Raw genomic sequence first — 26560 nt, 5'->3', positions numbered from 1 at the left:
GCTGAACGACCCCTGCGTGGCCTCTAGGCTGGGGTGTCGTGGAGAACAAGCTCACTCACGAGGGCGACGCCTTCATCAATTTCCGGGACTACAGTTTCCGGAAACCTGGGGCGCATGCCTATCGGTGGGTCGACATCAGGCACCTGCGGATCCCTGCAGAGACCATGGGTGACGGGGAGCTGCTGGCCGGACTCATCGGGCATGAACAGTTCCGGGACGACTATGCGGGTGGTGGAGTGCAGCCGGGGGGAGCCAGGCACGGCCCGTACCGGCGGAGGATGGTCACACCTGACGCCTATGAAGCCGTCGATCGGGCGAAGGCTGCACGAATCCTGCGGGAGTGGGCAAACCAGTTCGGGGACGTGCCCGCCGAACTGGAAGCAGATCTGCAGCGGCAGGTACTCAACCGCTTGGCCACGGCGGACACCATCCACTACTTGAGCGGCCTCGGGAGCGAGGCGTTTCACGACTGGGGTGGTGTGCACACCGCCTTCCATGAGTTCGTGTTCATCGAACGCTCGGCAGGGCGTGTCACGCTCCTTGTCGCGGCCGACGACTGAGCGAACGCGCAGGCCTCAGTGATGGACCGTCCTGGAGGACCACTGACGGAGCCATGGCCGGATCGCGGCAAGGGTTACCGGGCCGTGGAAGACGTAGGTCTCTTGGCCGGCTGCCACAACACGGCCTGGCGGTGCCGCTCCAGGCAGCGGCCGACGGCGCACGTCGCCGGTCCCGACAGGACGCGTCGTCAGTCCCGCGACGCCGTCCAGCCGTTGGCCTCGAGCAGGGCGGCGTCCGCGGGCCTTGACTCGTCGAAGACCGTCCGTCCGGCCTCCTCGACCCGCAGGGCGTCCACATACACCCCACGGCCGACGTAGAGCCGGTCGGTCGCATAGCGCCAGCGCAGCCGCACCTGCCCGCCGCGCCACGCCGAGAGATCGGCGTCGAGGCGATGCCAGACACGCCCGGACCAGCCGGAGACCGAGCCCGTCGGGTGCGGCTGCTCCTCGGCCCCCTTGGCCGTGGTGGTGAACGGAACCGGCTGCCAGCTCGCCCCGTCCTCCGCGGCTGCCTCCAGGTACAGGGCGTCCGAGCCGGGCTCGGTGTCCCACCACAGTGAGCAGGCGAGCCGTGCCGGTCCGGACGACAGGGCGAGCCGGGGCAGGGTGAGGGTGGCGCTCGTCGAACCGGCCATCCCGGAGAACCACGCCGTGTGCCCGTGCATCGGGCGGACGGCGACCGCCCGTGCCATGTTGTTGGCCGCGGCGACCCGGGGCGCGCTGCCCGAGCGCCAGCTGCGTACGGGGTGCACGGAGTTGCCGAGCACGATCAGGAACGAGTCGGTGGTCGGGTCGAGCACCAGGCTGGTGCCGGTGAACCCGGTGTGGCCCGCCGTGCGCGGGGTCGCCATCGCGCCCATGTACCAGTGCTGGTAGAGCTCGAAGCCGAGTCCGTGTTCGTCGCCGGGGAAGGCGGTGTTGAAGTCGGTGAACATCAGCTCCACCGACGACGGGCGCAGGATCCGGGACCGCCCGTAGGCGCCGCCGTTCAGCAGGGTGCGGGCGAGGACCGCCAGGTCCCAGGCGCAGGAGAAGACTCCGGCGTGACCGGCCACCCCGCCGAAGCCGTACGCGTTCTCGTCGTGGACCTCGCCCCAGACCAGGCCCCGGTCCAGGCCGGACCAGGGGAGCCGGGCGTACTCGGTGGCGGCGATGCGGGACTTCCAGGAAGCGGGCGGATTGAACCGTGTGTGATGCATCCCGATCGGAGCGGTGATCTCGTTGTGGAGCAGAACATCAAGCGGATGGCCGGTGATCTTCTCGAGCACCAGTTGAAGCGAGATCAGATTGAGGTCGGAGTAGAGGTACTTGGTGCCCGGGGCGCTCGCCGGCGCCTCGTTCCACAGCAGCCGGAGTCTGCCCTCGTGCGTCGGCTCCTTGTACAGCGGGATCCAGGCGCGAAACCCCGAGGTATGGGTGAGCAGCTGGCGCACGGTGATGTCCTGCTTGCCCGCGCCTGCGAACTCCGGCAGATAGGAGGCGACCGCCGCTTGAAGATCCAGAGCACCCCGCTCGAACTGCTGGACGGCAAGGATGGAGGTGAACAGCTTGGAGACGGACGCCAGATCGAAGACCGTGTCCTCGGTCATGGGGATCTGCTGGTCGGCAGGGAGTTCCACGCCGGTGTCGGTGGTCACGTCGTACGCCGAGTAGCGCAGGGCCTTGCCGATGGCCCGGTGCAGCGCCACCGTGTCACCGCGTCCGGCCAGCAGCACCGCGCCCGCGTACCAGGGGTACTTGGGGGAGGGGCCTAGAAACTGCTCCGCATCCGTGACGAGTTGGTGCAGCCCGGACCGTAGCAGCCCGGCCCGCTCGGGTGAGCCGCGCCGCAGCTTCGAACGGCGACCGGCCCCACCGCCCATGCCGGCACCGGCCCCGGCTCCCGTAGCCGGACCTGAACCGGAACGCGCCGCTCGCGCACCCGAGCCGGACGGCACATCGGCGGCCGATGCCGCCGTGAAGGGGAGAGGTGCCACCGCAAGTGCGCCGCCCAGTGCCAGAATCCTGCCGCCCATCCTGCGCCGGCTGATCCCTCGGCCCGCCGCGTCCTCGGTCATCCGGAATCCTTTCTGGAAGTATCTTTCGGGATCTCGCGCACCACGTGAAACTTTCTTACCGCACTGATGTGCTGTCAACCGTGCTGTGCCGTCCGCAGTTCCCAACAATCTGACACAGCATCAGATAATCTCTTCCCTCGTCCGCCGGGCTGCGGCATCCTGCCGCCCATGGAGACCGAGCTGAGCAGACGACTGGGGATCGAGCACGCCATCTTCGGCTTCACGCCCTTCCCGGCGGTGGCCGCGGCCATCAGCCGCGCCGGCGGCCTCGGCGTACTCGGCGCGGTCCGCTACACCGCCCCCGACGACCTCGCACGCGACCTCGACTGGATCGAGGACCGCATCGGCGGCAAGCCCTACGGCGTCGATGTCGTCATGCCGGCAAAAGGGGCCGGGGCCCCGGAGAACCAGGCGCTGACGGAGGCCGATGTCGAGGCGATGATCCCCGAAGGCCACCGGCAGTTCGTCCGCGACACCCTTTCCAAGCACGGCGTCCCCGAGCTGGCCGAGGGCGAGAGATCCCGCTGGCGCATCACCGGCTGGATGGAACAGGTCGCCCGCAGTCAGCTCGACGTCGCCTTCGAGCACCCCATCCGACTCCTGGCCAACGCCCTCGGATCCCCGCCCGCCGATGTCGTCGAACGCGCCCACCGTCACGACGTGCTGGTCGCCGCGCTCGCAGGCAGCGCCCGGCACGCGCAACGCCACGCCGAGGCGGGCATCGACATCGTCGTCGCACAGGGATACGAAGCGGGGGGCCACACCGGCGAGATCGCCTCCATGGTCCTCACCCCCGAAGTCGTGGACGCCGTGGGTCCGCTGCCCGTGCTCGCGGCCGGAGGCATCGGCTGCGGCGAGCAGATCGCCGCCGGACTCGCACTCGGTGCCCAGGGCGTCTGGCTCGGCTCCCTCTGGCTCACCACCACCGAGGCGACCCTCGGCTCCCGTGCACTGACCGCCAAACTTCTCGCGGCGTCGTCCGGCGACACCGTCCGTTCCCGCGCCCTGACCGGCAAACCGGCGCGTCAGCTGCGCACCGGGTGGACCGATGCCTGGGACGACCCGGCAGGCCCCGGCACCCTGCCCATGCCGCTCCAGGGGCTGCTTGTCGCCGAGGCCGTCTCCCGTATCCAGAAGTACGAGATCGAGCCGCTGCTCGGCACGCCCGTCGGCCAGATCGTCGGCCGGATGAACTCCGAGCGCAGCGTCCAGCAGATCTTCGACGACCTGACCCGCGGCTTCGAGCGGGCCGTGGACCGTATCAACCGCATCGCCGGAAGGAGCACGCCATGACCGAACGGCCGTGGGGGTCCCCCGGGACCGAGTCCGGGGGAGGCTTCTGGTCCCAGGCGACCGCAGACCCGGAGCGCACCGTCCTCATCACGCCTGACGGCGAACAGTGGCGCGCGGGGCGTCTGCACGGCGCCGTCAACCAACTCGTGCACGGTCTGCGCGCCGCCGGTCTGGAACGCGGGGACGCCTTCGCGGTCGTCCTGCCCAACGGCGTCGAACTGATCACTGCCTACCTCGCCGCTGCCCAGGCCGGCTTCTACCTGGTTCCCGTCAACCATCATCTCGTCGGTCCGGAGATCGCCTGGATCGTCGCCGACTCCGGCGCCAAGGTGCTCATCGCGCACGAGCGCTTCGGCGCCACGGCGAAGGACGCGGCCGACGAGGCGAAGCTGCGCGAGAGCCACCGCTACGCCGTGGGCCGGGTCGACGGCTTTCGCCCCTACACCGAACTGCTCGACGGCCGGCCCCGGTCCGCCCCGCAGGACCGCACTCTCGGCTGGGTCATGAACTACACCTCGGGCACCACCGGCCGGCCGCGCGGCATCCGGCGCCCGCTGTCCGGAAAGCTCCCCGAGGAGACCTCTCTCGGCGGCTTTCTCGGCATCTTCGGCATCAAGCCCTTCGACGACAACGTCCATCTCGTCTGCTCGCCGCTCTACCACACCGCCGTGCTGCAGTTCGCGGGCGCGGCCCTGCACATCGGCCATCGTCTTGTCCTCATGGACACATGGAAACCCGAGGAGATGCTCCGCCTGATCGACGCGCACCGCTGCACCCATACACACATGGTGCCGACCCAGTTCCACCGGCTGCTCGCGCTGCCCGAGGAGGTGAAGAAGCGCTACGACGTCTCCTCCATGCGGCACGCCATCCACGGTGCCGCCCCCTGCCCCGACCACGTCAAACGGGCGATGATCGACTGGTGGGGGAGCTGCGTCGAGGAGTACTACGCGGCCAGTGAGGGCGGCGGCGCCTTCGCCACGGCCGACGACTGGCTGAAGAAGCCCGGCACGGTGGGCAAGGCCTGGCCGATCAGCGAGCTCGCCGTCTTCGACGACGACGGCAACCGCCTCGCGGCGGGTGAACTCGGCACGGTCTACATGAAGATGACAACCGGCGGGTTCAGTTACCACAAGGACGAGAGGAAGACGAGGAACAACCGCATCGGGGACTACTTCACGGTGGGCGACCTCGGCTTCCTGGACGAGGACGGCTATCTGTTCCTGCGCGACCGCAAGATCGACATGATCATCTCGGGCGGCGTGAACATCTACCCGGCCGAGATCGAGGCGGTCCTGCTGGCCCACCCGGCCGTCGCCGACGCCGCCGTCTTCGGCATCCCGCACGCCGACCGGGGCGAGGAGGTCAAGGCCGTCGTCGAGCCGGCGGACGGCCATACGGCGGGCGATGCGCTCGCCGCGGCGATCCTCGCCCACTGCGGACTGCGGCTGGCCGGCTACAAGTGCCCCCGGACCGTCGACTTCATCGACGACATGCCGCGCGACCCCAACGGCAAGCTCTACAAACGACGTCTGCGGGCCCCGTACTGGGAAGGCCACGAACGCGTCGTGTGACCTCGCGGACCACGAACGCGGCCGCTGTGACGGCCCCCGCTCGGCAGTCCGGCCCGTCGCGCGCAGGCCGCCGGCCGCTGGCAGCCTGTCAACCATGAGCGCGGTGAACAGCACATCCGTGATGACCCGGTGGACCGTCTGGGTGCCGCTGGTCGCGGTGGCCGCCCTGGCGCTGAGCTGGGGCCGCAGCCTGCCGCCCCTCGCGGTCGCCGTCGTCGCCCTGTGCCTGGCGGGAGCGGTCCTCGCCGCGGTGCACCACGCCGAAGTGGTCGCGCACCGGGTGGGGGAGCCGTTCGGGTCCCTGGTGCTGGCGGTCGCGGTGACGGTCATCGAGGTCGCTCTGATCGTCACACTGATGGCCGACGGGGGCACCAAGGGCTCCACGCTCGCGCGCGACACCGTCTTCGCCGCCGTCATGATCACCTGCAACGGGATCGTCGGGCTGTGCCTGCTCGTGGCGGCGCTGCGGACCAAGGTGGCCGTCTTCCACGCCGAGGGAACCGGCGGCGCGCTCGCCACCGTGGCGACACTGGCCACACTCAGCCTGGTGCTGCCGGCCTTCACCACCTCGGAACCGGGACCGGAGTTCTCCCAGGCGCAGCTCGTGTTCGCGGCCATCGCCTCTTTGAGCCTGTACGGACTATTCGTCGCGGTCCAGACGGTGCGCCACCGGGACTACTTCCTGCCTCTCACCCAGGAGGGTGAACTCAAGGAGGACGACGACTCGCACGCGCCGCCGCCCAGCCGTCCGGCGACGATCCTCAGCCTCACCCTGCTGATCGTGGCCCTGGTGGCCGTGGTGGGTGACGCCAAGGCGGTGTCCCCCGCAATCGAGTCGGGGGTGGGCTCCGCCGACCTGCCGCACGCCGTCGTCGGCGTCGTCATCGCGCTGCTGGTGCTGCTGCCCGAGACCATCGCCGCCGTGAGGGCCGCACGCCGCGAACGCGTGCAGACCAGCCTCAATCTGGCGTTCGGCTCGGCGATGGCGAGCATCGGACTGACGATCCCCGCCATCGCGCTCGCCACGGTCTGGCTGGAGGGACCGCTGGTACTCGGGCTCGGCGCCACCCATCTGGTGCTGCTCGCGCTCACGGTCGTCGTGGGTGCCCTGACCGTGGTACCGGGCCGGGCCACGCTGCTCCAGAGCGGAGTGCATCTGGCGATCTTCGCCGCCTTCGTCTTCCTCGCCCTGAAGCCCTGAAGCCGCAGATCCCTGAAGCCCCGAAGCCCCGGACCCCTGACGTCTCGATGCCCTGAAGCCATGCGTCCGTGAGCCCGGCGCTTACGCCACCGGTCCTGCACTCAGCCGCGCTCGCGCACCCGCACCACCTCCAGCTCCGGCGACCGCATGATGTTCCGCTTGCAGAAGCGCGAGGTCACCCAGCGCTCGTCCGAGAACAGCGTCGTCTGGTCGCGATGGTGCGCCGACGCAGGGTTCGTCGAAGCCGCCAGGGCGACCACCCTTGCTGCCCCGGATCCGACGGTCCGCTGGCTTCTCGGTTCGGGGATGGTGTGGCAGGCTCACGGGCCGGGTGCGGTAGCGAGGCAGAGGCCTGGGGCCGAGCCCGCCGTAGGGCGGTTCGTGAGGTTCGGCCGGGCCCGTGACATGACACCGCCAGCCCCATACGCGAGGACCTCAACTCCTTGCTGAAGCAGCCTGATTGGCCGCTGCCGCGCCGATCGTTGCCTGACGGCGCCCTGCCCTAAGCTCGCCCCTCATGAGCCTCGACCGTGCCACCACTTGTCGCCACAGCATCACTCAGATCACCCGCGTACACCCCCCGCCCCCGGTCCGCTACACCTACCGAACCATCGACCAGGCCCCCGCACATGACCCGGCCCGCGCCCGCGCGATCGTGCGCGAGCTGCCCACGGTGGCCGGCGTGGAGGAGCTGGCCCCGATGTCGCGCCTCGACGTCCGTTCGCCGACGACCTTCGATGACCTGGACTACGTCACCGTGGGCTGCTGGGGCGGCGTCGTGCAGATCACCGACCCCGCGTTCGGGGAGGACGGAACCGGCTCCTGCAACCTCGATCCGGTCTTCGACGGGCAGGTCAAGGCTCACCCCGATGCCCGCATCATCGGCGCGTGCGAGATGGACTTCTCCCTCACCTACGGCAAGTACCTGGTCCATGTCCCCGGAGCGCCGGACGTGCTTGCGGACGGGTGGGACGAGATGACCGTCAGCGGGAATCAGGCGGAGGCTTTGCAGGTGTGCGGGATCGACCCGGAAAGCCCCGGCGCGGAGGGCCTGGACTTCGATGACCCGGACGGCTTGAACTGGGGCGAGTACCTCAATCTGATCGCCTGCGGCCTGTACCTCCCGCTGGCGAACGAGACGCTGATGGTGTCGGTGTTCAAGGTATCCCGGCCGGAGGACACCCAGGAAAACATCGAAGAGGTCTGGTACCCGGAGTGACCCGCAGCGGCCGATCCGTCGAAGGGGTGGTTACCCCTCCACCCGCATCCACCCGCACGGGCATCCGCTTCCCGCGCCTCCAGCAATCCCAGCATCGACGCCAGCGCGCACCCCTCGACCATGAAGCGGGAACAGGACGTCGAGACTCTCCCTCAAGCCGACCGAACCATGCCTGACCAGCCAAGTCAAACGATCACGTTCGGTCGAGATACGGCTTCGAAGCGCCCCAGTCGGCACCTGAGCAGGTGAGTTGGCACCACGGAGCGTGAGAGTCGGCAGAGTGATGCCCGGGGTGGTGGTCACCGGGTATGGAGAAACCGCCCTCTTCCGCCACAGCTTGGAGCGCCGAACAGGGCCGCAGTCCGGGCGCCGAACAAGCAGCACCGATCGCTGCCGTGCGATACGCCGTTCCGGCCCGGAACACATCGGCCGATGCCAGACTCCGGACTGCGCTCGCCTTGCGGCTCCGGCGGGACGGTCACCAGGTCAGCGGCTGCGGCACCGCATCTCCCGGGGACTCACCCCGAAGCGCTGCCGGAACGCGGTGCTGAGCGTGCTCGCGGAGGAGAAGCCCGACGCGTACGCCAGATCCGTGATCGTCATGTGCTCGAACTCGGGGCACTGCAGCCGGTCCCGCACGAGCCGCAACCGCTCCTCCCGGATCAGCTCCCGGGGGGTGGTCCCCACGCGCTGCAGCGCCAGCTGCACCTGCCGTAATGACCACCCCAGTGCCTGTGCCATCGACGCGCCGGTCAGCTCCGGATCGGCCGCGTGTCCGCGTACGAAGCGGCGCACCATGGCTTCCACCTCGACCAGATGCCCCGGCGCGTCCGGGCGGTCGTCACCGGTAGCGAGCATGCACAGTAGCTCGACGATACGGTCGGACACGGCGTTGAACTGGGGGTCGGTGAGGCTCTCGCGCTCCTTGAAAAGGCTGTTCAGCATGGAGCTCAGTACGTGGCCCAGGCCCCTGCTCAGATCCAGCCCGACGGCCAGCGGCGAATTCCGGTTCAGCGGGCCGTCCACCTCGCGGGCGGGGATCGTGAGGATGAAGGCGTCGCTTGCCTGCTCCTGGATGCACTCGAAGGGTGATCCGAAGGTGACCAGAGTCCCGGTCCCCGGCGTCACCCGTGCCTCCTGGTCATCCTGCCGCAGCACAATCGCTCCGCTGAGCGGGAGCAGGAACCGGTAGTCCTCGTCCGGGTCCTGCCGGACCTGACGTGCCGTCCGGGTGTACTCGATCTCGTCCGACCGGAAGCGGACGAGCTGATAGGTCTCCGTGTGCTGGCGAACCGTCTCACCACGGAAGTTGTCCGTGCGTGCGTATCTGTAGTCCATCCTGGACTGATAGGAGGCGATGTGCTCGCGCCAGAACTCGGCGCGTTCACGAGGCTCCACATCCCCGGTCGACAACGACTCCACGCTGTACGTTCCCCCGGGCACCCAGACCTCCTCCGCTGTGGTCCGTTTCCTGACGTCAGCAATGTGCGAATCTTCAACTAACCGGCAAATAACGGTAGTTGTCTGAGCGCGGAGTGTAATACAGGCTTCTGAGCTCCGCAGACTCCGTGAACCACGCATGTTTGTGCGTCGTTGCCGGCTCTGCGCCTCAGGGCAAATCCCTTGCGCGTGGGGCAAACACGCCTGGCCGTCGGTCTGCTCATCGCAAGGTGGTATTCGGGAAACCGCTCGGCCGCCTCCCGGCGGGGAGTTGGCGGTCCGCCCCGACGAACCGGTCCGACAGCCCGGCCTCTTCCACCGTGCGCGCCACGCCCTGCCGGTACGGTTCGCGCCCGCCGCCGTCCGCGGACCGAGTGGCCTGCCGAAGGTCCAGGACCCCGGAGGACTCGTCGCGGACGGCAACCGGTGCCGCGACGCGGCCCGTGGGGCAGTCAGAAGAGGCGTACGGGCAGGGCGCGGTGGCCGTTGGAGATGAAGGAGTCCACGGGCCGCAACTCTTCCTGCGGCACGGCGAGGGTGATGCCGGGGAACCGTTCGAACAGTGCCGGGAGCGCGATGGATGCCTCCAGGCGGCCCAGGGGAGCGCCGAGACAGAAGTGCACGCCGTGGCCGAAGGCGAGGTGCTCCTTGTCGGCCCGGCTGACGTCGAAGCGGTCGGCGTCCTTCCCGTGGCGCTCGGGACAGCGGCCGGCGGCGGCGTACGAGGCCAGGATCGCTTCGCCCTTGCGGATCACCGTCCCGTCCAGCGTGATGTCCTCCACGGCGTAGCGCAGGGGCAGGCTGGCGACCGGTGCATCGAAGCGCAGTGTCTCCTCGACCACGTCGTCCCACGAAGCGCGGCCCGCACGTACCTGCGCGAGTTGTTCCGGGTGGGTGAGCATCGCGTGGATGGCGTTGTCGATGAGATTTACCGTGGTCTCGTGACCGGCGCTGATCATGAGCACCAGGGTGTCGAGGAGTTCCTGCTCGCTCAGCCGCGTGTCGCTCTCGTCGTCTCGTGCGGTGATCAGCTCGGTGGTCATGTCGTCGCCGGGCGCCTGCCGTTTGGCGGTGACGAGGTCGCCCAGGACGGCGTAGAGCCGTGCGTAGGTGGCGGTGACCTCGTTGGGGTCGGCGGAGGTGTGGAAGATGCTGTCGACAAGGTGCCGCAGCTCCTCCCGGTTCTCGTGGGGGAGGCCGAAGAGCTCACTGATCACCTGGATCGGCAGCGGATAGGCGAACTGCTCCCGTAGATCCACCACGCCTCCCTGCTGACCGGCCGAGGCGATACGGTCCAGCAGACCTGTGGTGATCTCTTCGATACGCGGCCGCAGAGCGGCGGTCCGGCGCGCGGTGAACGCCCTGGCGACCAGTGTCCGCAGGCGCTTGTGCTCGCCGCCGTACGCGGTGAACATGTTCTGCACCGCCACCCAGGTGAACAAGGGCCACTGCGGGGAGATCTCCCCATTGATCCAGGCCGGCCAGTGCCGGCGAGGGTCCTTGGAGACCCGTGGATCGGTGAGCAGTTCCTTCAGCAGGCCGGGGCTGCTGACCGCCCACGCCTGTACTCCGCCCGGGAGCTCGACGCGTGTCACCGGTCCTTGCTCACGTATGTGTGCGGCTTCGCCATGGATGTCGCGGCCGGTCGGGTCTATCACCACACGGGGCTGGGCTGCCATCAGGGACTCCCTGGTTCGAACTCCAATACGACTCTGGCATCACGCTACGCCGTGGTAGCAACTCGGAGCGAGAGCGCCTCGCGCACGCTGCGTGCGATGGCAACTTCCCTACGCGTGCACACAAGTGACGCTTCTCGGACCGTCCTACGGTCATGGGCATCCGACAGGAAGACCGGTGAAGACCTATGACGATCAGCAGAGTCCCGCAATGGGTGCAGCTGTGTGGCCGGGAGGTACAGGCACTGCCCGCAGGTCAGTGGTGGGACGCCGTACGCGTGCCGCTCAGCCTCGGTGTCCGTGCCCTCGAGTGCCTCGGGGGCGATGCGGGGGCCGTGATCAACGACGACTACGGCAGCATCCTCTACTGGCTGATCCGGGCGGGGAGCGCCGACCACTGGCAGTTGCCGCAGGTCCAAGTGCTCGGACAGAGCTGCCATGTGGCGGTTCCGCCCCAGCACCGTACGTCCGGGCCGGGGCTCCACTGGCACGTTCCGCCGACGCGAGAGCGGTGCTGGACGAGCACCGAGCGGTTGCACTCCGCGCTCCACACGGCGCTGGCCGCGACCACCCGGTCCCGCCCGCTGGCACGCAACTGCTGCCGCTGCGAGCGCAGCACCGAAGCGCCGGTCCTCGTGCGCATCATCGAGTCCCCCTCCGGTCCCGCCAGGGCGGTGTATGTCTGCCCCGACTGCGCGCCCCAGTGCCCTCCAGGACCTGGCCGGCTGGAGCAGCGCCTCTCCACCCGATGAACCGCGGCTCAACTGTGTGGGACGGGGGCAAGCAGAGCATGTGTGAGGGGTACCGGGGCACTTGCCCTGACCCGGGAGTCACTGCCTCGGCGCGCTGAGCGGGTGCCCATCGGCCCGGCCGGTACGGTCGTCCACCGGATTGGTGTGCTGGTTCCGCCACCACGGCACGAGCTGGGCGACGCCGAACGCCACCTCGACGACAAAGAACAGCCACAGCAACCGCATTGCACCGTGGGCCAGCGCGTACGCCTGCCAAGTCGCGAACAGCGTGCGCGCGAAGCCGTCGAGCAGTCCGTGCACCGCCAGCGGCCGGACGATCCGCAGCACGGCCCAGACGACCACGACCGAACCCATCAGATTCGCGTACAGGGTCTGCACCGGGTCAAGTTCGGGCAGGACGCCCAGCCCGAGTGCGTCGCCCCACGATGACAGAGCGTTGTGCACCAGTGCGTACGTCCATGGCGTCGCGAAGCCCGCCGTAACGACGAGGTCGTACCAGGCGCTCGCGCGTACGACACGGAGATAGGCGGGGCGTGCGGGGGCGAAGAGACGGATCACAATGAGGCTCCAGCTGGTCTCGTGACAGCGACGCCTCACCGTAAAGACTGGAGTACGGTCCAAGGTCAAGCCCATCATTCGACGGAGAGCCATGCGTATCGGAGAGTTGGCCGCGCAGGCGGGCATGACCAGAGACACCATCCGGTTCTACGAGAAGGTCGGCCTCGTCGCGGGTCGGCGACTGGCCAACGGATATCGCGACTTTCCGCCCGAGGCAGTGGCCTGGCTGCACTATGTCCGCACCGCGCAGGCGCTCGGATTCTCACTGGCGGAGATCGCGCGACACGGCGAGGAGCTGCGCGAGGCACCGGACGCCGCGGAAGCGTTGTCTGCGCTGTTCGAGGAGAAGATCCAGGTCATCGAGGTACGCATGGCCGAACTCGCCGCCCTGCGGGCCGAACTCACCGCGCGCGTCGGCACTGGATGCCCGTTGCGGGCAGCCGGTCAATCCGGCTGAGCACGAAGTCGAGAACGCCGAGGTCTGGCCGATCAGCGGAGAAGTTCGTTTCGAAGTGGGAGCAAGGTGGGGAGCGGGTGGCCCAGCGCATGGTGAACCAAGCGGCCTTGGACACGTTGCCGGCCACAGCCGACTCCGACGTACAAGGGCGCTCCGTCAGCATGCTCGCCGCCGACGACCCGCCCATACACCAGGTCATCGAGCCGGACGACGAGGCCGGTCCCAGGCCGGAGAGTCGGCAGGCGCCGAGCGTCATTTGACGCCGTTGTCGACGACGTAACGGACCGCGTCGATCAGGGCGGCACCGGCAGCAACGGGCGGATCGCTGCCCACTCCGCGTCCGTCATGTCCGAGGGGTACCTTCGCACCCGCTCCGGCCGATCAGCCGCGTTCCCGTACACATGGGTGAGGTAATCGCACGACACGACAGTCGAGTTGAACGAAGCAGGTCGCCGCCCGCGGACGGCGGCGACGCCGGCGCCACCGGTGAAGTGGTCTGCCGCGAGCGCGTACAACTGCGGCAACAGGGCCTCCTGGACGGATCGGTCGGCCTCAATACCCCCGAACTACCAAGAGCCCTGTGCCCACGTACTGATCACCCCGAGATCATCCGATCCAGAACCCTGTTCGAGCCCCAAGCTCGACGATCGGTATGGAGACGGCTTCAGCTTGTTCTTCAAGGTCGGACCGCGGGCCAGTGTCGACATGCGGCGGCGGGTCGCCAACCGCCCCGGGGAATCCGATGGCACCGACAGCCTTCAGACGACAAGACTGCACTGGTGAACACCCTGCCGCCGTTGCCCGGCCCGCTACCTCTGCCAGTACCGGACCCGCGCGCCCGCGACGTCGTTCTCGATTATGCGGGCATGCACGCCCTGGTTGCCGACCTGGTTCTGCCGGGCGACGCGTCGATGTACGTCATGAGCGCGATGGAAACCTCCCGCGAGCTCATCCGGCACTTCTACTACCGGTACGAGTTCGCCACCGTCGCCGTCACGCATTCCCTGTTCGCCCTGGAGCACGTCCTTGCCGAGCGTCTGGCCGTCAACAAACCACTCCAGGACCTGATCGAGCGGGCCACCGACGCAGGGCTCATCGCGGCCGAACTCGCCGCCGAACTCGACCGCAGCCGACTGCTGCGCGACAAGCTCACGCAGGGCGCCGCGACAAGTGCCGCTCTCGGCCCGGCCAGGGCCATCGACATGGTGCGTGCCGTCTTCGATGCTGTTTCCCTGCTCCTTCGCCCACCATCTGCGGCAGAGGCGACAGCCGCCGACATGAGCGGAGCACAGCCTGAGGACCGACTCGCCCGGCTGTGGGAGGAACACCGGCGCGCACTGTTCCCCGCAAGCTTCCGCGGCGTGGACATTGAGGGCGTGGAGCTGATCCTCCTGGACGCCGACGTCGCCGGCCTCGTCCAGAGAGAGCTGAACGGCGGACTCGACAACAGTGGCATTGCCATCCTCTGGGCGTGCATCGCCGACCTCGACAAGATCGTGCCCCTGATCGACGAGGAGTACTGCGCCTCCTATTTCACGAGACTTCGAACGATGGCCAAACTCGCAGCAGCGCGCTACATCCCCGCCGCGACCTGAGGAGCAGGCTCTCTGGGCGTTTGACGATTTTTGCCCTCTGCAACTGCCTGAGCGGACGCGGGCACGCCCTGTTCGAGTTGACGGACGTGTTGTTGTGCACGGACGGCCCGGCGATGACCTCGCCCGCCCGCCGGCCACAGACTTGCGCAGGCCGTGGGAGAAGCCGATACCAGGGCTGGGTTGGCAAGACGCAGCTCGCCGCCCCTGTCGTCACGAACGACCGGTCGAGTCGATGTGCTGCTGAAGCGTCTGCGCGATCTCATCGATGCTCCCGTGCGGAGCGAGAACCCAATACGCGTCGTCGCCGCTGTTCAGCGCCAATTCGCTGGTGAAATGGACCAGGTCGGGAGCAGGGACAAACGAGTCACGCAACCAGACAGCAAATCTTGCGGCCTCGGCTGCCGATGCTTGCACCACCATGACCGAACCGCTTCCCGGATAGGGGGTGGTGGCCAGCCCCTCCAGCCACAATCCACCGCCCAGTGGCACTTCGAAGGACAAGGCGTCCGCCGACCGGGGGCCGAGGTCTCCGCCCAGGGAGGTGGATGCTCCGGGGAAGGCTTCGACGATTTCTGCTGCGAGGTCGTTGAGCTGCAGGTGCCAGGCCGCAGCATCGTTGACCGGCGGAGCGAAACTGAACGTCGTCCTCAGCGCGTCCGGGGCCGTCATCCTGTCTCCCTACTGCATGTAGCGTGCGGTGCCTGTTATGCCGCCGCTCATGGCCATCATGCTCTGCCAGTAGGGAGCGGACCGCTTGTCGTTCGTGATGATCTCGAAGCCGCGCATCTCGTCGTTGCGTGGGTCGGAGAGCGCTGCACGGTAGTGCGCTTTACTTCCCGTCCTCCACGTACATGCCGTCACGGTGCGGGTAGCCAGGTAGAACGGCGTGACTCCGCGGGGCAGGCTGGACCTTGCGGTGGGTCGTCGTACCGCGGCTCACCTCCGCTCGCGCGGAGAGGACGTCACAGCCAGGTTGACGCCGTACTCCTTCTTCGGCTTACCTCCGCTCGCGCGGATGAGGACATGAGCCCTGTGGACGTTCACGATATTCCCCATGGGGAAGTTCACGGATTTCCCCATGGGGACCGCGAACGCGCATCCGTCGGCACCGGTCCGTACTGCCGAGATCGACGCGGACGGGCGCAGCTCGCGTCGGGGCCACCTCGCCGCACCCGCCCAGGACCCGGCCGCCCGAGACGGCGAAGCCGCGCCGTGCGACGTCCAGCGTCGTCACCGCCCGCACCCAGTCGGCGTTCGCGCACGCCGGATCGGTGGGTTCTGCCGCAGCCAGGTGTTGTAGCCCGCCGCGCATCAGCTCCTTCACGTCCCGGCCGGGGCGCCGGCGCGGGAGTGGCCATCAGTTTCTCGACCGTGCCCGCCTCTCGGACACCGCGGGAATACAGGTCACTCGACAGATTCCTCGTTGCCGACGAGAGCGAACCGTCCGGGGAAGCGTCGGGGCCGAAGACCCGCGAGCGCTCACCGCGTACCGTCAGGAAGCCGTCGGCGAGAACACACAGCTGGTGGGCCGCCTGCGCCGAAGCCGAGGTTCGCGTAGTCCTTCGCCACGATGTGCGGGATGCCGTACTCGGTGTACCGGATGACGGCCGACAGGCCGCGGCCGGACGGATGCCCCACGTGCAGGCCCGCGGCCGCGCCGGGCGGCCGTGTCGCCGTCGCCGTCAACAGCGTGACACCGGTGAGCGCGAGTCGTCCAAGGCCGGTACGCAAGAGCAACGCACCTCCCAAAGTGACTGCGTGGTAAGCAGGTTGGTCCGTGCAGTCAGCCGGGTGAGCCGGTGTCAACATCCCGTTCGCTTTCCGTGGTCTTGACCCCTCGGGCGCCGTCGCACAGGATCGCGCCATGACCGGTGTACGCAGCAGTACAGTCGACTCCGTCGTACGGCGCAGTGCCCGGCGTACCCCCCGGCGGACCGCGGTGCGCTACACCGAGCGGTCCTGGAGCTACGCCGAACTCGACGCTGCTGTCAGCACCGCTGCCTGCGTGCTCACCGGCCATGGGCTGAGCCCCGGCGACCGGGTCGCCTCCTATGCCCACAACTCCGACGCCTACCTGATCGGCTTCCTGGCCTGCGCACGAGCCGGACTCGTCCATGTCCCGGTCAACCAGAACCTTACCGGCGAGGACCTGGCGTACATCCTCGAGCAGTCCGGCAGCGCGCTCGTCCTCGCCGACCCCGACCTCGAGCCCCGGCTGCCCACCGGCCTGCCCGTACGGCCGCTGCGTGACGCCGACACCTCACTGCTGGCCGAACTGGCAAGCCCCCGGCCCTTCACCCCGGTGCGCCGGCCGCAGGCCGAGGACCTGGTCCAGCTTCTGTACACCTCGGGCACCACCGCATCGCCCAAGGGCGCGATGATGACCCACCGCGCCCTGGTGCACGAGTACGTCAGCGCCATCACCGCCTTGGACCTGACCGCCGACGACCGGCCCGTCCATTCGCTGCCGCTGTACCACTCAGCCCAGATGCATGTCTTTCTGCTGCCGTATCTCGCGGTCGGCGCGGAGAACACCATCCTGGACGCGCCCGATGCCGAGCAGATTTTCGACCTTGTCGAAGCCGGCCGTGCCGACAGCCTCTTCGCGCCGCCCACCGTGTGGATCGGTCTGTCCAACCACCCGGACTTCCACGCCCGCGACCTCGCCGCGCTGCGCAAGGCGTACTACGGCGCGTCGATCATGCCCGTACCCGTCCTGGAACGGCTGCGTGCCAGCCTGCCCGGCCTCGGGTTCTACAACTGCTTCGGGCAGAGCGAAATCGGCCCGCTCGCCACCGTGCTCGGTCCCAGCGAGCACGAGGGACGCATGGAATCGTGCGGCCGGCCCGTGCTGTTCGTCGAGGCGATGGTCGCCGACGAGGACGGCAAGGAGGTCGACGACGGGACCGCGGGCGAGGTCGTCTACCGCTCCCCGCAGCTGTGCGAGGGATACTGGGACAAACCCGAGGAGACCGAAGCGGCCTTCCGCGACGGCTGGTTCCGCTCCGGAGACCTGGCCGTACGGGACCCGGAGGGGTACTTCACCGTCGTCGACCGGGTGAAGGACGTCATCAACTCCGGGGGTGTGCTGGTGGCTTCACGCCAGGTCGAGGACGCCCTCTACACCCATCCCGCCGTCGCGGAGACCGCGGTCATCGGCCTGCCCGACGAGCGCTGGATCGAGGCGGTGACCGCTGTCGTCGTTGCCCGCGACACGGTCGGCGAGGCCGAACTCATCACCCATGTACGCGAGAGGCTCGCCCACTTCAAGGCCCCGAAGCGGGTCGTGTTCGTGGATGTGCTCCCGCGCAACGCCAGCGGCAAGATCCTCAAGCGCGAGCTGCGCGAGAAATTCAGCCGTCCTTCCGGTCCCTGAGGTCCACGATCCGCTTGATCTTGCCGACGGAGCGCTCCAGCGTCCCGGGGTCGACCACCTCCACCGTCACCGACACCCCGATCCCGTCCTTGACGGCCGCCGCGATCGCGCGCTCGGCGGCAGTCCGCTGATCCGGCGTCGCCTGCGCCCGTGCCTCGGCCCGCACCGTGAGCGCGTCGAGGCGCCCCTCACGGGTCAGCCGCAACTGGAAGTGCGGGGCGACATGTGCGGTGCGCAGCACGATCTGGGTGGGGAAGAGATTCACACCACGCAGAATCACCATGTCGTCGCTGCGTCCGGTCACCTTCTCCATCCGCCGGAACTCCCGGGCCGTGCCCGGCAGCAGCCGTGTCAGATCCCGCGTCCGGTAACGGATGACGGGCATGGCCTCCTTGGTGAGCGAGGTGAAGACGAGCTCGCCGCTCTCCCCGTCGGGGAGCACTTCACCGGTCAGCGGATCGACGTCCTCAGGGCAAAAATGGTCCTCCGAAAAGTGCACCATATGCCGTACATCACGCTACGCTACTGACCATGCCAATCGACCCCGCCTACCTGCACCTTGTGCACCCGGGCGTTGTCTGGAACTGCTTTCTGTACGGCCGCAACAGCGTCGACCCGAAGAAGAAGGGACGCTCCGTCGCGGACCAGCTGAAGGATGGCAAGTCACTGGCGGACGAGCACGGGTGGCCCGTCAAGCACGTCTTCAAGGACACCGGCATCTCTGCCTCCCGTCACGCCCGCAAGAAGCGCGACGACTTCGAAGACATGCTGGCACGGATCGAGGACCGGGAAGTCCGCATCGTCGTCGCCTTCGAGGCCTCCCGCTACTACCGCGACCTCGAGGCGTACGTGCGGCTGCGCAACGCGTGCTACGCCGCCGGAGTCCTTCTCTGTTACAACGGTCAGGTCTACGACTTGAGCAAGAGGGCGGACCGCAAGGCGACCGCCATGGACGCAGTAAGCGCAGAGGACGAGCTCGAGGGCATCCGTGACCGCAACCTGCGCACGGCCCGAGAGAACGCAGCTGCCGGCGGCCCGCACGGCCCGGCGCCGTACGGCTTCCGGCGCATCTATGACCCGGACACCGGCGACCTGCTCGAGCAGGTCGGTGATGGCGCCCGGGCGAAGCACGTCGTCAAGATGTTCAAGGAGTTCAAGGCGGGCAAGTCCAAGCGGTCCATCGCCGCGAGGCTCAACGGGCTGGGGGAGGTCACCCGGCTGGGCAAGCCGTGGAACGACCGCGCGGTCGGGTCCGTTCTGCGCAACCAGGCCTACGTCGGCAAACGCGTCCACAAGGGCGTGGTGCACAACGGCACGTGGGAAGGCATCGTCCCGCTGAAGCTGTTCAACGAGGTGCAGGCCCTCCTGGACGCGGAAACGCGCGGCCCGGGCGGGGCGTGGTCCACCGCGAGGAAGCACTGGCTGTCAGGGCTGCCGCTGTGCAGTGTCCACGAGGGCGCAGCCGTCCCATGGACCTCGGTGTTGCGTAAGACCACGACATCCCGGGGGCGCTGGGTCTACCGGTGTGCCAGCCTCGATCTCTCCGTCAACGCAGACCAGTTCGAGGCGTACGTGGAAGAGTCCCTGGTCGAGTGGCTCCGCTCCCAGGAGGCCGCGGCCGCCTTCCGTAAGCCGAAGGACGGCCGAGCCGCCAAGAAGGCCCGGACCCAGATCGCAGCCATCGACCGCCAGCTCAAAGAGGCGCGGCGTATGGCCACCACGTTCGACGACGACGGCGAACCTGAGCTGTCGTCGGCATCGCTGGGCGAGATGGAGAAGAGCCTCCGCCCTCAGCTAAAGAAGGCGGAGGCTGATCTCAAGCGTGCCGACGCCACGGTGCCGGCGATCCTTCAGGACCTGTTGGGCAATCCGATGGCCGATGAGGTGTGGGACGGGCTGGAGCCGGCGCAGAAGCGGTTCGTGATGAAGCAGGTGGTGACGATCCGGCTCTACAAGGCACGGGCGCCGGGTGTGAAACGCATCGAGCCCGGCCGGGTCGTGCTGTCCTTCTACGGGCAGGAAGGCTTCACGCCGCTGCTACCCGGTGGACAGGAGGCAGCTGTTGGGGTCGAGGACGGGCAGGGTGACCGCGACACACGGCTCGTCCGGTAACGGCGAGGGCGAGGGCGCCAGTTGACTAGGCGGCTGCGGAGGCGACGCCGCCGGGTGACCAGATGGCTGCGGAGTCAACGCCGATGGCGGCGGTTCGATGCTGCCAAGTCGAAGCCACGCGGGAGCTGCTGGAGGTGTACGACGGCCCACACCGGTGTCCTGCCTACGACAGCTGCGGACCCGGTCGCCGGTTCGTCGACCTCACCCCCCAGCAGGACACGAGCTCCTGCACAACGCTCCGCCTACTGGCCCTGCCGTAAGCCGACCATCCCGACTACCGCGAGGAATGGCGGCCGTGATCGGAGACCTGGTGGAGTTCCTGCGGACCCGGCTCGGCGAGGACGAGCGGACCGCGAAGGCAGCTACGGCAGGCCCGTGGAGCCGTATGGGGCAGAGAGTGTTGGACCCGACTCCGCCATCCACGCTCGCCGAGCAGGCCGCCGTGTTCGGGTCCGCGCTGGCGATGCGCGCCGAGAGCCCGACGCGTCGAGTTCGGCCAGAGCTCGACCGCCATGACCGTCCCGAAGGGCGGGAGCATCCTGCGCCTGGCTGCGTGATTCGCTGATTGCGCCCTGGATCGCCTCCTCGGGTGTGAAGTTGAGGTTGTTGACGACGGTGGCGAGAAGCACCGTCCCGAGTCGGGTGTGCGCATGGGCAATATGCCCTGTCACTTCGCCCATCTTGTTCCACGCGGTGACGATCTTCTCTACATCGCCAGATTCCATGCCGGCTCGAAACTCAACGTCGATCAAGTCCAGAAGATCGCGGTACGCGTCTGTGACCGGTCCGCCTGCGTGGCCCCCGCCGGAGGCGGCGAGGTTGTAGAGGCCCAGGATCGCGGCGCCTGCGCGCTCGTCGTACTGCTGTGAGAGATCCAGTTTCTCTGTCATGCCGGGCAGGCTATGGGGTACTACCGACAATGGCTCCGCGAGCATAGTCCCGCGCAGGTCAGCCGTGGCCGGGCGGTCCGGGGAATGTCGGCCAGCTGTCCGATCTCTTGGCAGCGTGTGAGGTACGGCCGGTGCACAGGCGGCCGGGACCAGGTGACTGGACCCTCCCACATCACGCCGCGCCCCATCGGGGAACAACGCCGCAGCGGGGTTAGAGGCCCTGGAGGCGGCGCCCTACGCCCGCCCCCTCCGGGGCGGGCGTTCGTGCTACATGGCTTCCTGCTGCCGCTCCTTCGCCTCGCGGATATCACGGACGCTGGCGGTGAGGGTGCCGTCCTGCTGCTCGTAGTGGGAGAGGGCGAGTCCGAGGCCGAAGAATGTGGGGGCCCATTCGCCGACGAAGATGCCCCACCGGTCGGCGCGGTCGATGCCGGCGCCGGGTTCGGCATTAAGGCTGAGCGCCCAGGTGGCGATGGAGAGGCCGATGGACACGAAGGCTGCGGTGTAGGCGTGTTCGCTGCGGAAGCCCTTGTCGTGCAGCATCTTGATCATCACGTGTCTCCCTGGTGTGTGGGGGTCAGGGCACTTTCACCAGGGTCACCCGGCTGGCGGACACTCGCATCTGGGGGCTGGCGCGTGTAGATCCTGCACACATCCTTGAGGCCCGCCCCTTCACGGGGGCGTTCGTGCGTCCGGTGTCGTGCACACGTCTATGCCTGGGGCATGTGCGGGTGCATGCTGTGCGCACCACCCGGTGGCCCTGCGTCCCCCCTGTCGGGGCCGCCACCCCTTGCCCCGCCCGGATCCGTCCCGGGCGGGGCGCGCTCCCTCCCGGCTCCCCACGGGAGGGCAGGCGCATGTCCGTGAGCGTGATGGCGGTCGTTGGAGGTTCCCGATGAGCGACAAGTGGCGCACCCGGACGGTGGCCCTGCCGGACGGGTTCACGATTCGGGCTTGCGTGTCGAGTCCGAGTTGGCGGGGACCGATGAGGAGTTCCTGCAGCGGAACCCGAAGGTCAAAGAGTTCGCGGAGCGCTGGGCTGAGGAGGAGCGCGAGAGAACTGGCGGCGCCTGACTCCGCCCCGTTGTCCCCCTCGTGCCACACAGGGGTCCTGTTGCGCGAGGCGCCGGTGACGGGGCTACCTGCCGTGCACAGTGGCGCTGGCCCCCAAGGCGCGACAGCCGAGATCCGACGCCCCGCCTCTGCCCCCGTGGAGGCGGGGCGTTCGTGCGTCTCAGAGGACGAGCGTGTAGTGGACGATGGGGCGCACGGGACCTGGCGTTCGGTTACTCACCACCCTGTACAGGCTCTTTCTTTAACGCCCGAGCCACGAACGGGTAGAACCCGAGGACAACCATCACCGTCGAAAGAATCCCAAGCCCCGGGCTGAGAGACCACCCCATATAGAGATAGAACCCGGCCGCGACCAAGGTCAGCAAACAGATCGCCGCAGTGACCACAATCATGAATGCAAAGAACAATCCAAAGAGCACGCGTCCCCTCGCAGCGTGGGGCCTCAGCATCGCTCAGAGACCGCGGCGGCCCGACACAGTTGACCTGGCTAGCGGAGAAAATGCCGCCGGTCGCATCACGTACAGCCCCGCCACTGGGCGTAGAGCTGCCTGGCAAGAAAGGGCACGTGGATGCGGTCAGGCGTGCCGCACGCGCCGGGTTGGCGCTTGGTCGGCCGAGAGAGTAGCGCTGGCGGGGTGCCTTCCCTGTGCTGCGCGGCCCAGCCGGTCGTAGGCTGACGGTCTCGGGGCTGTCACGGAGGTTCGTCATGCCCCGCCCCGTCTGGTCCGGCGCCATCTCGTTCGGCCTGGTCACCATCCCGATCAAAGTCCTGTCCGCGACTGAGTCGCACCGGATCGAGTTCCGGCAGATCCACCTCGAGGACATGGGGCGCATCCGGTACCGCAAGGTGTGCGATCTCGAGGGCAAGCAGCTGGCCGACCATGAGATCGGCAAAGGGGCGCGGAGGGCGTGGCCGCGAAGCCGTACAAGTTGCTCCGCCAGGCCCTCGAGCGCAGCTCCAAGGTCGCCATCGCCAAGTTTGCATGGCACGGACGCGAGCGACTCGGGCTGCTATGTGCTCATCCGACATGACGTCCACGAGCTCCATGACTTCGTCGATCTCGGAGGCGCCGAGCTCGACGGGAGGTGGGGCGAGTGTCTCGGGTGAGCGGATCTCGTCGGGCCAGCGCATCGAGTGGAGGACGATGACGTCGTCCTTGACCCGGAGGGCGACGACCACCGGCCCCGCCCAGCAGACCAGCCGTGGGACGCCCGCAGCAGCCTCGCCGATCTTGCCCGGTTCCCCTTCACCACTTCACCACGAAGACCGACCTGCGGGACAACTACCCGTTCGGCATGTTCGCGGTCGAGCAGTCGCGGGTGCGGCGGATCCATGCCTCCAGCGGGACCACGGGCCGTCCCACCGTCGTCGGCTACACCGAGCGCGACGTGGACACCTGGGCCGATGTGGTGGCCCGTTCGCAGGCACTCGCGCGGCAGTCCTCGGGACGCAGCCCCGCCTTGTCGAAGGCGTCCCGGTAGAACGGGACGTTCTCGTACGCGTGCCGCAAGGTACGCCGCAGCCGCTCCAGCTGCAGGGCTCCGAGTTCCTCACGGCCGAGCAGCTCCGCCGCGTCCAGCAGGTCCGTCATACGGAATACTCCTGTTCCCAAACCGGGCGACCGATCATTCGGTCGTGCTGATCCGGCTCAGTTATCCAGCCCACCCCGCCCGCAGTCAAGGCATGCGCATCTCTGGGTGAAGTGATGAGCGACGGAGGTGAGGTCGTTGCGCCGCCGAGCGAGGGTGAGCGGCTACTGCAGGGAGGCTGGGCGCCGCTCTCGCAAGGAGGCGCCGAGTGAGCGCAGCGCGGGTACGGCGGCAGCGAGCGCGGCGCGTTCGGCATCAGGGAGCGTGGCGAGCGAGTCGGCGAAGATCTCCGCCCAGGCGTTCTCGATTCGCGCCATGCCGTGCACCGCCTCCGTCGTCGGGTACAGGCACACGGCCCGGCGGTCGTGGGGGGCGGGCTCGCGGCGGACCAGGCCGAGGGCGACCAGGCCGCGCACCGTCGTACTGACGTTGCTCGCGTGCAACCCGAGCTCACGGGCGAGCGCGCCTGCCCCGATGCCCGGTGAATCGAGTACGTAGCGCAGCACTTCGAGGTCGGACGGTGGCAGTGGCAGCAGGCCGGCCTCGCCCACGCCGCGGAATCGGAGGACGCGCCCGAGTGCGTAAAGGGCCGGGGTCAGAGCTCTGGCCTCGCGCAGGAGGTCGGCGTCGTCGGCTGCGGAATCGGTCTCGGTGTTCACCACTCGATGGTAACGATGCTTATAGATATGCAAATATAAGTACTGCTTCCTTCCTCTGCCTTCAGGAGCAGTGATGACCACTCACGCCTCACCACCGCATGCCGGACAGTCGAAGCGCAACGCGCCGCCCGCATCGCCAACTGCCCTGCTCACGGTGGTACTCGCGCTGTTGTCCTTCGTCGTTCCGCTCTCCACGGACATGTACCTGCCCGCTTTCCCCGCGATGTCCGAGGAGCTCCGCACGGACGCCTCGGGGATTCAACTCACCCTCACCGCCTTCCTCTTCGGCCTCGCGGCCGGCCAGCTGGTGCTCGGCCCGATCTCCGACCGGCACGGGCGCCGCACGCCGATCCTCCTCGGGACAGCCCTGTGCACCGCAGCGACCGTGCTGTGTGCCGTCGCACCCTCCATCGGCGTACTGATCGGAGCACGATTCGTGATGGGCTTCGCCGGTGCCGCAGGCGTCGTCGTCGGCCGGGCCGTGGTGGCCGACATTGCTTCCGGCGCCGCGGCCGCCCGGATATTCGGCGTCCTGATGACGCTCGGCGGGATCGCGCCCATTGTCGCCCCACTGGCCGGCGGCGCCGTGGTAAACGCTGCGGGAGGCTGGCGCGGGGTGTTCTGGGTCCTGGCGGGCGCGTCCCTGCTGATGTTCATCGCGGCGATGGTCGCGGTCCCGGAGAGTCTCTCGTCCGAGCGTCGCCACCCGGGAGGCGCCGGGACGCTCAAGGCGATCACTTCCGTCCTCACCGACCGTGCCTACCTCGGCTATACCCTCGCCTTCTCCTTCGCGAGCGGCACCCTCTTCTGCTACATCTCCGCCTCGCCCTTCCTGCTCCAGAACGTCCTGGGCTTCAGCGTCGGCCAGGCATCCCTCACCTTCTCCGTGGGCGCCCTCGCCGCCACGCTGTCGAGTGCGGCCGCCACCCGCCTCGTCCGCAGCGTTCACCCCGGTGTGCTGCTGCGTGTCGGGCTGGCCGTCCTGCTGGTCTCCAGTGCACTCGCCCTGCTGATCACTCTGACAGGTCAGCTCAACCGCCTCTGGGCGCTCGGGCTTGTCGGCCTCGGCTTCCTGGGGCTCGGGCAGGTCTTCGCCACCGCCACGGCACTCGCCGTGGAGCGGGTGCCGCAGGCAGCCGGCACCGGATCGGCCGTGCTGGGTACGCTGCAGAGCACTCTCGGCGCCGTTGTCGCTCCACTGATGGGAATCGGCGGCAAGCACACCGCCGTCCCCCTGTTCCTCGGCATGACCGGCTGCTCACTGATTGCCGTACTCGCCCTGTTGCTGACCAGGGGAATCCGAGCACCCGCGGGTGCAGGACTCGTCACCACTCTGTGAGAAGACGCCAGTCGCACTGGACTCGTGGCCGCTCGCCCGCGCTGTAGGCGTAAGCCCGTTGCCACGACGGCACACGGCCGGTGAAGATCGCTGCATGGGGACGTTCAGAGCACTTGACGGGGGCCGAGCTCGCGTATCACCTCAAGGGGGAGGGGGCGCCGCTGATCCGTCTGCCGGGCGGTCCGCGCACCTCCGCCTACCTGGGCGATCCGGGCGGGCTGAGCGCCCACCGGCAGCTGTACGAGCCGCCGGCCACCCGCGCCGCGCCGGCCGGCTCTGGATGGGCCGGTGCCGGCCGGTGAGCCGGCCGGTGAGCCGGACCCCGGGCGGGCTGCCGGGGTGGCCGCGCCGTTCCGGACGGGCCAGAGCGTGGTGCGGCCCGACGGTGGCCATTTCCGCTGGCTGGACGATTCGTAGTGGTTCATACGGACGATTGCCGAGTTCCTGTTCACGTGAGTCGCCCCGTTCGGGGGAAGATGCGGGATAGAAGTTGAATCCCGCAATCAACCGCCGTGAAGGAGACCGCGATGCCGCAGCCCGAGGGAGCCGAACTCGAGGCAGTCCGCGCCCGCAGGGAGGAGCTGAAGCGACGCTATCTGCGAGCGCACGCCGACCGGCCCCGTAGCACCACGCGCGGCATCCACCACGTGGCCTTCATCTGCCGAGATGTGGAGGAGACCATCCGCTTCTACCAGGAGTTCCTGGGCTTCCCCCTGGTGGAGATCGTCGAGAACCGCGACTACCAGGGTTCCACGCACTTCTTCTTCGACCTCGGCAACGGCAATCTGCTCGGCTTCTTCGATTTCCCCGGCCATGACCACCCGCCCGTCACCGAGACGATCGGCGGGGTGCAGCACATCGCGCTGTCGGTGGAGGCGCGGGAGTTCGACGCGGCGCGCGAGGCGCTCGACGACGCGGGCCTGGAGTATCTGGGCCCGGACCGGGGAGTGGAGGACAGCCTGTACTTCCGCGACCCCAACGGCGTTCCGCTGGAGCTCTACCGGGAGCGGCTCGGCATCTTCAACGGCGAGCAGATCCTCGCCGACGACGGCAGCTGAGCCGCGGGCGCGAGGCGCCTCGCCCACGCGTCACCCCCGCTGCGCCGTTCGGCAGAGGGGGATACGCGCGACCGGCGCGT

The 26560-nt window shown here is 68.5% G+C and carries 26 protein-coding genes and 5 pseudogenes; 18 read left to right on the top strand and 13 right to left on the bottom strand.

Features of this window, described 5'->3' with window-relative positions; translation table 11 throughout:
• The first annotated feature begins 38 nt into the window (after positions 1-38).
• Entirely contained in the window at positions 39-560 is a 522-nt protein-coding gene (locus tag ACFYWI_RS09810) for a hypothetical protein (RefSeq protein ID WP_389227950.1), read from the top strand.
• 188 nt (positions 561-748) lie between these two features.
• Here the strand turns inward: ACFYWI_RS09810 and ACFYWI_RS09805 are convergent, their stop codons facing one another.
• On the bottom strand, positions 749-2617 hold the full coding sequence (locus ACFYWI_RS09805) for a serine hydrolase (RefSeq protein WP_389227947.1): 1869 nt from the start codon (positions 2615-2617) through the stop codon (positions 749-751).
• Between the two features lie 168 nt (positions 2618-2785).
• Between ACFYWI_RS09805 and ACFYWI_RS09800 the strand changes: the two genes are divergently transcribed.
• The 3 genes from ACFYWI_RS09800 to ACFYWI_RS09790 all read left to right on the top strand — a co-directional run bounded on the left by ACFYWI_RS09800 (position 2786) and on the right by ACFYWI_RS09790 (position 6685).
• On the top strand, positions 2786-3910 hold the full coding sequence (locus ACFYWI_RS09800; RefSeq protein ID WP_389227944.1) for an NAD(P)H-dependent flavin oxidoreductase: 1125 nt from the start codon (positions 2786-2788) through the stop codon (positions 3908-3910).
• Positions 3907-5484 carry an acyl-CoA synthetase gene (locus ACFYWI_RS09795; RefSeq protein ID WP_389227941.1) on the top strand — a complete coding sequence of 526 codons (1578 nt, stop codon included), beginning with the start codon at positions 3907-3909 and terminating at the stop codon, positions 5482-5484. The genes ACFYWI_RS09800 and ACFYWI_RS09795 overlap by 4 nt, the downstream gene beginning before the upstream one ends.
• A 121-nt stretch (positions 5485-5605) precedes the next feature.
• The gene (locus ACFYWI_RS09790; RefSeq protein ID WP_389228335.1) at positions 5606-6685 is read left to right on the top strand and encodes a calcium:proton antiporter; all 1080 of its coding nucleotides are present in this window, start codon (positions 5606-5608) and stop codon (positions 6683-6685) included.
• 101 nt (positions 6686-6786) lie between these two features.
• On the opposite strand, the gene ACFYWI_RS09785 is transcribed toward ACFYWI_RS09790, so the two are convergent.
• The gene (locus tag ACFYWI_RS09785; RefSeq protein WP_389227938.1) at positions 6787-6945 is read right to left on the bottom strand and encodes a hypothetical protein; all 159 of its coding nucleotides are present in this window, start codon (positions 6943-6945) and stop codon (positions 6787-6789) included.
• 257 nt (positions 6946-7202) lie between these two features.
• On the opposite strand from ACFYWI_RS09785, the gene ACFYWI_RS09780 reads away from it, so the two are divergent.
• Positions 7203-7904 carry a DUF6333 family protein gene (locus ACFYWI_RS09780; RefSeq protein ID WP_389227935.1) on the top strand — a complete coding sequence of 234 codons (702 nt, stop codon included), beginning with the start codon at positions 7203-7205 and terminating at the stop codon, positions 7902-7904.
• Positions 7905-8390: 486 nt separating this feature from the next.
• Here ACFYWI_RS09780 and ACFYWI_RS09775 read toward each other — a convergent pair whose 3' ends face one another.
• Together ACFYWI_RS09775 and ACFYWI_RS09770 are read right to left on the bottom strand one after the other, a co-directional pair.
• On the bottom strand, positions 8391-9347 hold the full coding sequence (locus ACFYWI_RS09775; protein WP_389227932.1) for an AraC family transcriptional regulator: 957 nt from the start codon (positions 9345-9347) through the stop codon (positions 8391-8393).
• A gap of 449 nt (positions 9348-9796) precedes the next feature.
• On the bottom strand, positions 9797-11023 hold the full coding sequence (locus ACFYWI_RS09770) for a cytochrome P450 (protein WP_389227929.1): 1227 nt from the start codon (positions 11021-11023) through the stop codon (positions 9797-9799).
• Between the two features lie 185 nt (positions 11024-11208).
• Between ACFYWI_RS09770 and ACFYWI_RS09765 the strand changes: the two genes are divergently transcribed.
• A complete protein-coding gene (locus ACFYWI_RS09765; protein WP_389227926.1) occupies positions 11209-11772 on the top strand; it encodes a hypothetical protein in 564 nt (187 codons plus the stop codon).
• Between the two features lie 78 nt (positions 11773-11850).
• Here the strand turns inward: ACFYWI_RS09765 and ACFYWI_RS09760 are convergent, their stop codons facing one another.
• Positions 11851-12330, bottom strand: a complete 480-nt coding sequence (locus ACFYWI_RS09760) for a hypothetical protein (RefSeq protein WP_389227923.1) — start codon at positions 12328-12330, stop codon at positions 11851-11853.
• Positions 12331-12421: 91 nt separating this feature from the next.
• Between ACFYWI_RS09760 and ACFYWI_RS09755 the strand changes: the two genes are divergently transcribed.
• Together ACFYWI_RS09755 and ACFYWI_RS09750 are read left to right on the top strand one after the other, a co-directional pair.
• Entirely contained in the window at positions 12422-12787 is a 366-nt protein-coding gene (locus tag ACFYWI_RS09755; RefSeq protein WP_389227920.1) for a MerR family transcriptional regulator, read from the top strand.
• A gap of 77 nt (positions 12788-12864) precedes the next feature.
• A complete protein-coding gene (locus ACFYWI_RS09750) occupies positions 12865-13047 on the top strand; it encodes a hypothetical protein (protein WP_389227917.1) in 183 nt (60 codons plus the stop codon).
• Here the strand turns inward: ACFYWI_RS09750 and ACFYWI_RS09745 are convergent.
• Positions 13043-13188 (bottom strand): annotated as a pseudogene (locus ACFYWI_RS09745) (transposase); the annotation flags it as partial. The gene ACFYWI_RS09750 and the pseudogene ACFYWI_RS09745 sit on opposite strands and share 5 nt — an antisense overlap.
• Before the next feature lie 465 nt (positions 13189-13653).
• On the opposite strand from ACFYWI_RS09745, the gene ACFYWI_RS09740 reads away from it, so the two are divergent.
• Entirely contained in the window at positions 13654-14382 is a 729-nt protein-coding gene (locus ACFYWI_RS09740) for a hypothetical protein (protein ID WP_389227915.1), read from the top strand.
• A 210-nt stretch (positions 14383-14592) separates the two neighbouring features.
• Here ACFYWI_RS09740 and ACFYWI_RS09735 read toward each other — a convergent pair whose 3' ends face one another.
• The 3 genes from ACFYWI_RS09735 to ACFYWI_RS09725 form a co-directional block, all read right to left on the bottom strand.
• Complete coding sequence (locus tag ACFYWI_RS09735) at positions 14593-15051, bottom strand: hypothetical protein (protein WP_389227912.1); 459 nt, start codon at positions 15049-15051, stop codon at positions 14593-14595.
• A gap of 9 nt (positions 15052-15060) precedes the next feature.
• Entirely contained in the window at positions 15061-15243 is a 183-nt protein-coding gene (locus tag ACFYWI_RS09730) for a restriction endonuclease fold toxin-2 domain-containing protein (protein ID WP_389227909.1), read from the bottom strand.
• Positions 15244-15861: 618 nt separating this feature from the next.
• A complete protein-coding gene (locus ACFYWI_RS09725) occupies positions 15862-16113 on the bottom strand; it encodes a hypothetical protein (RefSeq protein WP_389227906.1) in 252 nt (83 codons plus the stop codon).
• 133 nt (positions 16114-16246) lie between these two features.
• Between ACFYWI_RS09725 and ACFYWI_RS09720 the strand changes: the two genes are divergently transcribed.
• The gene (locus ACFYWI_RS09720) at positions 16247-17758 is read left to right on the top strand and encodes a fatty acyl-CoA synthetase (protein WP_389227903.1); all 1512 of its coding nucleotides are present in this window, start codon (positions 16247-16249) and stop codon (positions 17756-17758) included.
• Here the strand turns inward: ACFYWI_RS09720 and ACFYWI_RS09715 are convergent.
• Positions 17736-18257, bottom strand: a pseudogene (locus ACFYWI_RS09715) (phenylacetate--CoA ligase); the annotation flags it as partial. The gene ACFYWI_RS09720 and the pseudogene ACFYWI_RS09715 sit on opposite strands and share 23 nt — an antisense overlap.
• Before the next feature lie 32 nt (positions 18258-18289).
• On the opposite strand from ACFYWI_RS09715, the gene ACFYWI_RS09710 reads away from it, so the two are divergent.
• The 3 genes from ACFYWI_RS09710 to ACFYWI_RS09700 all read left to right on the top strand — a co-directional run bounded on the left by ACFYWI_RS09710 (position 18290) and on the right by ACFYWI_RS09700 (position 20739).
• A complete protein-coding gene (locus tag ACFYWI_RS09710) occupies positions 18290-19870 on the top strand; it encodes a recombinase family protein (RefSeq protein ID WP_389227900.1) in 1581 nt (526 codons plus the stop codon).
• Between the two features lie 97 nt (positions 19871-19967).
• Positions 19968-20435 carry a DUF6221 family protein gene (locus tag ACFYWI_RS09705; RefSeq protein WP_389227897.1) on the top strand — a complete coding sequence of 156 codons (468 nt, stop codon included), beginning with the start codon at positions 19968-19970 and terminating at the stop codon, positions 20433-20435.
• An 85-nt stretch (positions 20436-20520) separates the two neighbouring features.
• Positions 20521-20739, top strand: coding sequence for a hypothetical protein (locus ACFYWI_RS09700; RefSeq protein WP_389227894.1), 219 nt, complete (start codon positions 20521-20523; stop codon positions 20737-20739).
• A gap of 288 nt (positions 20740-21027) precedes the next feature.
• Here the strand turns inward: ACFYWI_RS09700 and ACFYWI_RS09695 are convergent, their stop codons facing one another.
• Positions 21028-21312 (bottom strand): hypothetical protein, encoded by a 285-nt coding sequence (locus ACFYWI_RS09695; RefSeq protein ID WP_389227892.1) that lies wholly within the window; start codon positions 21310-21312, stop codon positions 21028-21030.
• 1228 nt (positions 21313-22540) lie between these two features.
• Between ACFYWI_RS09695 and ACFYWI_RS09690 the strand changes: the two are divergent.
• Both ACFYWI_RS09690 and ACFYWI_RS09685 read left to right on the top strand, forming a co-directional pair.
• A pseudogene (locus ACFYWI_RS09690) lies at positions 22541-22848 on the top strand (Ku protein); the annotation flags it as partial.
• Between the two features lie 184 nt (positions 22849-23032).
• Positions 23033-23286 (top strand): annotated as a pseudogene (locus ACFYWI_RS09685) (phenylacetate--CoA ligase family protein); the annotation flags it as partial.
• Here the strand turns inward: ACFYWI_RS09685 and ACFYWI_RS09680 are convergent.
• Together ACFYWI_RS09680 and ACFYWI_RS09675 are read right to left on the bottom strand one after the other, a co-directional pair.
• Positions 23208-23426 (bottom strand): hypothetical protein, encoded by a 219-nt coding sequence (locus ACFYWI_RS09680; protein ID WP_389228357.1) that lies wholly within the window; start codon positions 23424-23426, stop codon positions 23208-23210. The pseudogene ACFYWI_RS09685 and the gene ACFYWI_RS09680 sit on opposite strands and share 79 nt — an antisense overlap.
• A 162-nt stretch (positions 23427-23588) precedes the next feature.
• A complete protein-coding gene (locus ACFYWI_RS09675; RefSeq protein ID WP_389227889.1) occupies positions 23589-24083 on the bottom strand; it encodes a MarR family winged helix-turn-helix transcriptional regulator in 495 nt (164 codons plus the stop codon).
• A 73-nt stretch (positions 24084-24156) separates the two neighbouring features.
• On the opposite strand from ACFYWI_RS09675, the gene ACFYWI_RS09670 reads away from it, so the two are divergent.
• The 3 genes and pseudogenes from ACFYWI_RS09670 (at position 24157) to ACFYWI_RS09660 (ending at position 26480) form a co-directional block, all read left to right on the top strand.
• A complete protein-coding gene (locus tag ACFYWI_RS09670; RefSeq protein ID WP_389227886.1) occupies positions 24157-25422 on the top strand; it encodes a multidrug effflux MFS transporter in 1266 nt (421 codons plus the stop codon).
• Between the two features lie 94 nt (positions 25423-25516).
• Positions 25517-25661: pseudogene (locus ACFYWI_RS09665) on the top strand (alpha/beta hydrolase); the annotation flags it as partial.
• Between the two features lie 288 nt (positions 25662-25949).
• Positions 25950-26480, top strand: a complete 531-nt coding sequence (locus ACFYWI_RS09660; protein WP_389227883.1) for a VOC family protein — start codon at positions 25950-25952, stop codon at positions 26478-26480.
• Positions 26481-26560: the final 80 nt, after the last annotated feature.

This window comes from Streptomyces sp. NPDC002889, assembly GCF_042888425.1.
Taxonomy (GTDB): Bacteria; Actinomycetota; Actinomycetes; order Streptomycetales; family Streptomycetaceae; genus Streptomyces.
The sequence above is the reverse complement of the archived record's forward strand: the minus strand, read 5'-3'. Positions and strand labels throughout refer to the sequence as shown.

Coding starts and splice junctions, on each gene's coding strand:
- ACFYWI_RS09805 (WP_389227947.1), bottom strand. CDS start 2,617: ATGACCGAGGACGCGGCGGGCCGAGGGATCAGCCGGCGCAGGATGGGC.
- ACFYWI_RS09800 (WP_389227944.1), top strand. CDS start 2,786: ATGGAGACCGAGCTGAGCAGACGACTGGGGATCGAGCACGCCATCTTC.
- ACFYWI_RS09795 (WP_389227941.1), top strand. CDS start 3,907: ATGACCGAACGGCCGTGGGGGTCCCCCGGGACCGAGTCCGGGGGAGGC.
- ACFYWI_RS09790 (WP_389228335.1), top strand. CDS start 5,606: ATGACCCGGTGGACCGTCTGGGTGCCGCTGGTCGCGGTGGCCGCCCTG.
- ACFYWI_RS09780 (WP_389227935.1), top strand. CDS start 7,203: ATGAGCCTCGACCGTGCCACCACTTGTCGCCACAGCATCACTCAGATC.
- ACFYWI_RS09770 (WP_389227929.1), bottom strand. CDS start 11,023: ATGGCAGCCCAGCCCCGTGTGGTGATAGACCCGACCGGCCGCGACATC.
- ACFYWI_RS09765 (WP_389227926.1), top strand. CDS start 11,209: ATGACGATCAGCAGAGTCCCGCAATGGGTGCAGCTGTGTGGCCGGGAG.
- ACFYWI_RS09755 (WP_389227920.1), top strand. CDS start 12,422: ATGCGTATCGGAGAGTTGGCCGCGCAGGCGGGCATGACCAGAGACACC.
- ACFYWI_RS09740 (WP_389227915.1), top strand. CDS start 13,654: ATGCACGCCCTGGTTGCCGACCTGGTTCTGCCGGGCGACGCGTCGATG.
- ACFYWI_RS09735 (WP_389227912.1), bottom strand. CDS start 15,051: ATGACGGCCCCGGACGCGCTGAGGACGACGTTCAGTTTCGCTCCGCCG.
- ACFYWI_RS09720 (WP_389227903.1), top strand. CDS start 16,247: ATGACCGGTGTACGCAGCAGTACAGTCGACTCCGTCGTACGGCGCAGT.
- ACFYWI_RS09710 (WP_389227900.1), top strand. CDS start 18,290: ATGCCAATCGACCCCGCCTACCTGCACCTTGTGCACCCGGGCGTTGTC.
- ACFYWI_RS09705 (WP_389227897.1), top strand. CDS start 19,968: ATGCTGCCAAGTCGAAGCCACGCGGGAGCTGCTGGAGGTGTACGACGG.
- ACFYWI_RS09700 (WP_389227894.1), top strand. CDS start 20,521: ATGGGCAATATGCCCTGTCACTTCGCCCATCTTGTTCCACGCGGTGAC.
- ACFYWI_RS09695 (WP_389227892.1), bottom strand. CDS start 21,312: ATGATCAAGATGCTGCACGACAAGGGCTTCCGCAGCGAACACGCCTAC.
- ACFYWI_RS09680 (WP_389228357.1), bottom strand. CDS start 23,426: ATGACGGACCTGCTGGACGCGGCGGAGCTGCTCGGCCGTGAGGAACTC.
- ACFYWI_RS09670 (WP_389227886.1), top strand. CDS start 24,157: ATGACCACTCACGCCTCACCACCGCATGCCGGACAGTCGAAGCGCAAC.
- ACFYWI_RS09660 (WP_389227883.1), top strand. CDS start 25,950: ATGCCGCAGCCCGAGGGAGCCGAACTCGAGGCAGTCCGCGCCCGCAGG.